The sequence below is a fragment of the Moorena sp. SIO3I6 genome (genome assembly GCF_010672095.1).
Genome location: NZ_JAAHHU010000283.1, coordinates 1 through 6,041 on the forward strand (window position 1 = coordinate 1; position 6,041 = coordinate 6,041).

Consider the following 6,041-nt stretch of genomic DNA (forward strand, 5'->3'; position numbering starts at 1 on the left):
AGGTTAGCTGGTTGAAGGTTAGCTGGTTGAAGGTTAGCTGGTTGAAGGTTAGCTGGTTGAAGGTTAGCTGGTTGAAGGTTAGCTGGTTGAAGGTTAGCTGGTTGAAGGTTAGCTGGTTGAAGGTTAGGAGGTTGTTCGCCTTTGGCGTTCCGGTAGGGTAGGTTATCGGAGTTTGAACCTGTAACTTGTAACCCGTTAACCTGTAACCCGTTAACTTGTAACCCGTTAACCTGTAACCCGTTAACTTGTAACCCCTTAACCTGTAACCCTGGATTAATGACCGAGTCGTTATCAACTTTATATATAAGTTGTGCCTCTGACCATCCTGTCTTGTTAATGATGGGATTGTGATCACGATTGGCAAATTTGGCTAATGTTTTGAGATCTATGGTAGGAGCAACGGGAATCACAAAGCGAGTTTGGGGTCTAGCCCTATGAATGTGTTCAGCGATCGCTAAAGACAAAGGCACTCCCTGAGCTAGTTTGGCTGGTTTTGACCCCGGTAATAGTGCGATCACTTCAGTGGAATGTTCAAGGGTATCTTCCGTTAAACTTGCAATCTGAGAACCTGTAACCTTCAACCCCTGAGTAACCTGTAACTCCTGATTAACCTGAGAACCTGCAACCTGTAACCCCTTATTAACCTGTAACCCTCTAATCTCTGCCATTAAATCCCCCACTATGGTGAATTTATGGGCATAGGTCTTAGGCACTTGAGCGATAATATCGGGTTTCATCACTCCAAAGTGGTCAATCCAGCGGTACCAACGAGCATCCCACTCGGCATAGACAACACTGCGATACCCTAAGCGCTTACTAATCACTACTGGAAAAAATTGGTCTCCCCCTAGGAATAGAACAACCCCTTTTGGATGCCAGTCCCAGTTTTCCGCTGTCTTCCCCCACAACAAGAATGGTAAAAAATCCTGCGCTGCCTGAACCCGGTCTACTTCTGGGTAGGATTTTGCGATCGCATCTTCTTTGCCCGTGGCATGAGGGCAAGGAGATAGCACTACCGATATCCGGAGTAATGAACGGTCATTCCCTAGAGTTTGCCGCAATGCCTTCACCACTGGTCGCACCCAGGTGGTCAACTCTCCTGGGCCATTCGACATAACTAAAATATCTGCTGCTGGCACTCTTCCCCACTCCTGATTATGACTATGTGGCTTTACTCAAGGCAAAGATTACTAAATCAGGACTTACTCCGTAAGCCCTTAAAATCTTAAGTAATAATTAAGGAGGAACGATAAGTAATAGTTTTATCAATCGATAAATTTTCCTTATATATACAACTAAGCTGACTTTTGTCAATGATTTTTATTGTTTAGTTTTTTTAAGGTAAGCTGATTTAGTACTTCAGTAATTGTTAAGTAATTTTACAAAAATCAGTAATTTTTATATCGAATTGTATCAGATAACGGCTGAAACTCCCTGAAAGTATACGTTTTTTGATAGAAACTCTTTAGTTGGCAAAACAAAACCATCCCAACCAAGAGTGAGTGGTCACTGGTAGAGACGTTAGATAGCACATCTGTCAATAAAATCTAAATACGATCAAAACTATCAAAGGTGATCAGCCACTTACCGCCACTCAAGGTAAGGCACAGATAACGAATAATCAGGAAGGAGACCTAGCCGCATGTTCACTCACGTCAAGTCCACCATTAGACACATCACCCCGGAAGCCTTGAATGGGCGTCATTTGCTGAAGGTGGTCTATGTCGTGCTAGAACCGCAGTACCAAAGTGCATTATCAGCTGCTGTTCGCTCAATTAATCAAAATCAACCAGATATCGCTATTGAAATCAGCGGCTACCTCATTGAGGAACTCCGTGACCCAGAAAACTATGAAGACTTCCAACGGGATATAGCAGAAGCGAATATCTTTATCGCGTCACTAATTTTCATAGAAGACTTGGCCGAGAAGGTAGTAGCCGCTGTACAACCCAATCGCGATCGCTTGGATGCCGCAGTCGTATTTCCATCAATGCCGAAAGTGATGCGCCTGAATAAATTAGGTAGCTTCTCCATGGCCAATTTGGGGCAATCCAAGAGTGCGATCGCACAATTCATGCGTAAGCGCAAGAAAAAATCTGGGTCTTCCTTCCAAGACAGTATGCTCAAGCTGTTGCAGACCTTACCGAAAGTCCTGAAGTATATGCCCATGGACAAAGCTCAGGATGCTCGCAACTTCATGCTCAGTTTCCAGTATTGGCTAGGGGGGTCTTCTGATAACCTGGAAAACTTCTTGCTGATGCTAGCAGATAAGTATGTATTTAAGCGCGAGAAGAAAAACAGCGAAACCTCTGTCCAATTCAAAGACCCAGTGGTTTACCCAGATATGGGGGTTTGGCATCCTCTAGCACCACAAATGTTTGAAGATGTCAAGGAATACCTGAACTGGCATAGTAGCCGTCAAGATATCTCAACAGACTTAAAAGACCCTCTTGCTCCCTGTATTGGTTTAGTCCTGCAACGCACTCACCTAGTGACAGGGGATGATGCCCATTATGTAGCCATGGTGCAGGAACTCGAAGCCATGGGAGCAAGGGTGATTCCCATCTTTGCTGGTGGTCTGGATTTCTCTAAACCTGTAGATACCTATTTTTCTGAGGAACATGGCAAAACCGTAGTCCCCTTAGTGGATGCTGTGGTATCTCTAACCGGCTTTGCTTTAGTAGGAGGTCCAGCACGGCAAGACCATCCCAAAGCTATTGAATCCTTAAAACGCCTCAATCGCCCGTATATGGTTACACTTCCCTTAGTCTTCCAAACTACGGAAGAGTGGGAAGATAGTGAATTGGGACTGCACCCGATTCAAGTAGCATTGCAAATTGCCATTCCAGAGCTGGATGGTGCCATTGAACCAATTATCCTATCCGGACGGGATGGCGCAACTGGAAAATCCATTGCGTTACAGGACCGGATTGAATCAGTAGCCCGACGGGTGATGAAATGGGCGAATTTGCGCCGTAAGCCCAAGCTTGAGAAGAAAATTGCGATCACAGTCTTTAGCTTTCCCCCAGATAAAGGCAATGTTGGGTCAGCGGCCTATCTTGATGTATTTGGTTCCATCTATAAAGTGATGGAAGCCCTAAACAACAATGGTTATGATGTCCAAGACTTGCCGGAATCTGCTGAGGCACTGATGCAAGAGGTGATCCATGATGCCCAAGCTCAGTACGCTAGTCCAGAATTGAATATTGCTCACCGGATGTCGGTGATGGAGTATGAACGGTTTACTCCCTACTCCACTCGCTTAGAGGAAAACTGGGGACCACCACCAGGAAATCTTAATAGTGATGGACAAAACTTGTTAATCTACGGCAAGCACTTCGGGAAGGTATTCATTGGAGTACAACCTACCTTTGGGTATGAAGGAGACCCAATGCTACTGTTGTTCTCCCGTTCCGCAAGTCCTCACCATGGCTTTGCTGCCTATTACACCTATTTAGAACAAATCTGGCAAGCGGATGCTGTGCTGCACTTTGGAACTCATGGGTCTCTAGAATTTATGCCAGGGAAACAGATGGGGATGTCTGGAGACTGTTATCCAGATAATTTAATTGGTTCTATTCCTAATCTGTACTACTATGCTGCCAATAATCCTAGTGAAGCAACCATTGCCAAGCGCCGCAGCTACGCTGAAACCATATCCTATCTCACCCCACCCGCAGAAAATGCTGGATTATATAAGGGGTTAAAGGAACTCAGTGAGTTAATTGGGTCTTATCAAACTCTCAAAGATACTGGGCGCGGTGTTCCCATTGTTAACACCATTATGGATAAGTGCCGCTTGGTGAATCTTGATCAAGATATTGCCTTGCCCGAGCAAGATGCTAAGGAGCTGAGTGCCGAAGAACGGGATACCTTGGTCGGTCAGGTGTACCGCCGTTTGATGGAAATTGAATCAAGGTTGTTACCCTGTGGGTTGCATGTGATTGGTAAGCCACCAACCGCAGAAGAAGCGATCGCAACTCTAGTCAATATTGCTAACTTAGACCGTAGCGAAGACGAAATCATCGGTTTACCCCGGATTATTGCTAACAGTATTGAGCGAGAGATTGATGAAATTTACAGCAACAATGACCAAGGCATCTTAGCTGATGTGGAGTTGTTGCAAGATATCACCCAAGCTACCCGTGCTGCTGTTAGTGCTATGGTTCAAGCTCAAATCGACAGCGATGGACGAGTCTCTAAAGTCTCTAAACTCAACTTCCTCAACCTTGGTAAAAAAGCACCTTGGCTAGAAGCTTTGCACAATCTAGGATATACCAAAGTAGATTCCGAAGCGATCAAGCCTCTGTTTGACTATCTGGAATTCTGTTTAGAGCAGATAGTAGCAGACAACGAACTAGGAGCAATGCTCCAAGCCTTAGATGGGGAATATGTGCTGCCAGGTCCTGGTGGTGACCCGATCCGAAATCCCGATGTGCTACCGACCGGTAAGAATATTCACGCCCTCGACCCCCAATCCATTCCCACCCTAGCAGCAGTGAAATCTGCCAAAATCGTAGTAGACCGACTGTTGGCACGGCAAAAGCGAGATAATGATGGGGCTTGGCCAGAAACCATTGCGTGTGTGCTATGGGGTACGGATAATATTAAGACCTATGGCGAATCCCTAGCCCAAATTCTGTGGATGGTCGGGGTTAAGCCAGTGCCCGATGCCTTGGGACGGGTGAATAAATTAGAACTAATTCCCTTAGAAGAGTTAGGTCGTCCTCGGATTGATGTGGTAGTAAACTGTTCCGGTGTCTTCCGGGATTTGTTCATCAATCAGATGAATTTACTCGACCAAGGGGTGAAAATGGCCGCAGAAGCGGATGAACCCCTGGAAATGAACTTTGTGCGGAAACACAGTTTGCAACAAGCTCAAGAGATGGGGATTAATCTACGGCAAGCTGCGACTCGGGTGTTCTCCAATGCTTCTGGTTCCTATGCGTCCAATGTTAATTTAGCTGTGGAAAACAGCACCTGGGAAGAAGAAGCCGAGTTACAAAATATGTATCTCAGTCGCAAGTCTTTTGCTTTCTCTTCTGATAACCCAGGCACCATGGCACAGAGTCAGAAGATTTTTGAGTCGGCCTTGAAAACTGCTGATGTTACCTTCCAGAATCTTGATTCATCGGAAATTAGCCTTACTGATGTTTCTCATTACTTTGACTCTGACCCCACTAAAGTAGTAGCAAACTTGCGCAACGATGGTAAGAAACCAACCGCTTACATTGCTGATACTACTACAGCTAATGCTCAGGTTCGCACCCTATCAGAAACCGTCCGTTTAGATGCCCGGACTAAGTTACTTAATCCCAAGTGGTACGAAGGGATGTTGAATCATGGCTATGAAGGGGTCCGGGAACTTTCCAAACGCTTAGTGAATACTATGGGTTGGAGTGCAACCGCTGATGCAGTGGATAACTGGGTTTATGAAGATGTGAATACTACCTTTATCCAGGATGAAGAAATGCGTCAGCGGTTAATGAATTTGAATCCCAATTCTTTCCGTAAAGTAGTCTCTACCTTATTGGAAGTTAATGGCCGTGGCTATTGGGAAACCAGTGAGAGTAATTTACAGCTGTTGCGCGAGTTGTATCAGGAGGTTGAAGATAGGATTGAAGGAATAGAGTAGGATTTTTTGCTATAGCGGTTTTCAATTCGGTGAGGTACACAATTTAGGGAATAGGCAATAGGCAACAGGGAATAGTGAATCATATTCCCCCCTTATTAAAGTCCCCCCCTTATTAAGGGGGGTTAGGGGGGATCCCTACTCAAGGCAAACTGTACCTAATAATTATGGACAAAGCTATAGTCACAATCTAGCAATTATATATCCCATAAGGTACCTATTATCCCCCTTTGGTCCCCCTTAATCCCCTCAAATTGATCCCCCATTATCCCCCTTAATAAGCTATGCTTTATAAACATATTTCTTTACAAAAAACTTGACAAATTTTAGGAATTATGAATAGGAAATAAATAGGGCTGGCTGCATGAAGGCAGAAGGCATACCCGACAAGGCTTTCAAGCCTTTTTTC

General features: G+C 44.9%; 1 protein-coding gene and 1 pseudogene. One reads left to right on the top strand and one right to left on the bottom strand.

Annotated elements, in window-relative coordinates:
• Nucleotides 1–1,115 (bottom strand): annotated as a pseudogene (locus F6K49_RS34090) (hypothetical protein); the annotation flags it as partial.
• Nucleotides 1,116–1,642: 527 nt separating this feature from the next.
• Between F6K49_RS34090 and F6K49_RS34095 the strand changes: the two are divergent.
• On the top strand, nt 1,643–5,635 hold the full coding sequence (locus F6K49_RS34095; protein ID WP_293103762.1) for a magnesium chelatase subunit H: 3,993 nt from the start codon (nt 1,643–1,645) through the stop codon (nt 5,633–5,635).
• The last annotated feature ends 406 nt before the right edge of the window (nt 5,636–6,041 follow it).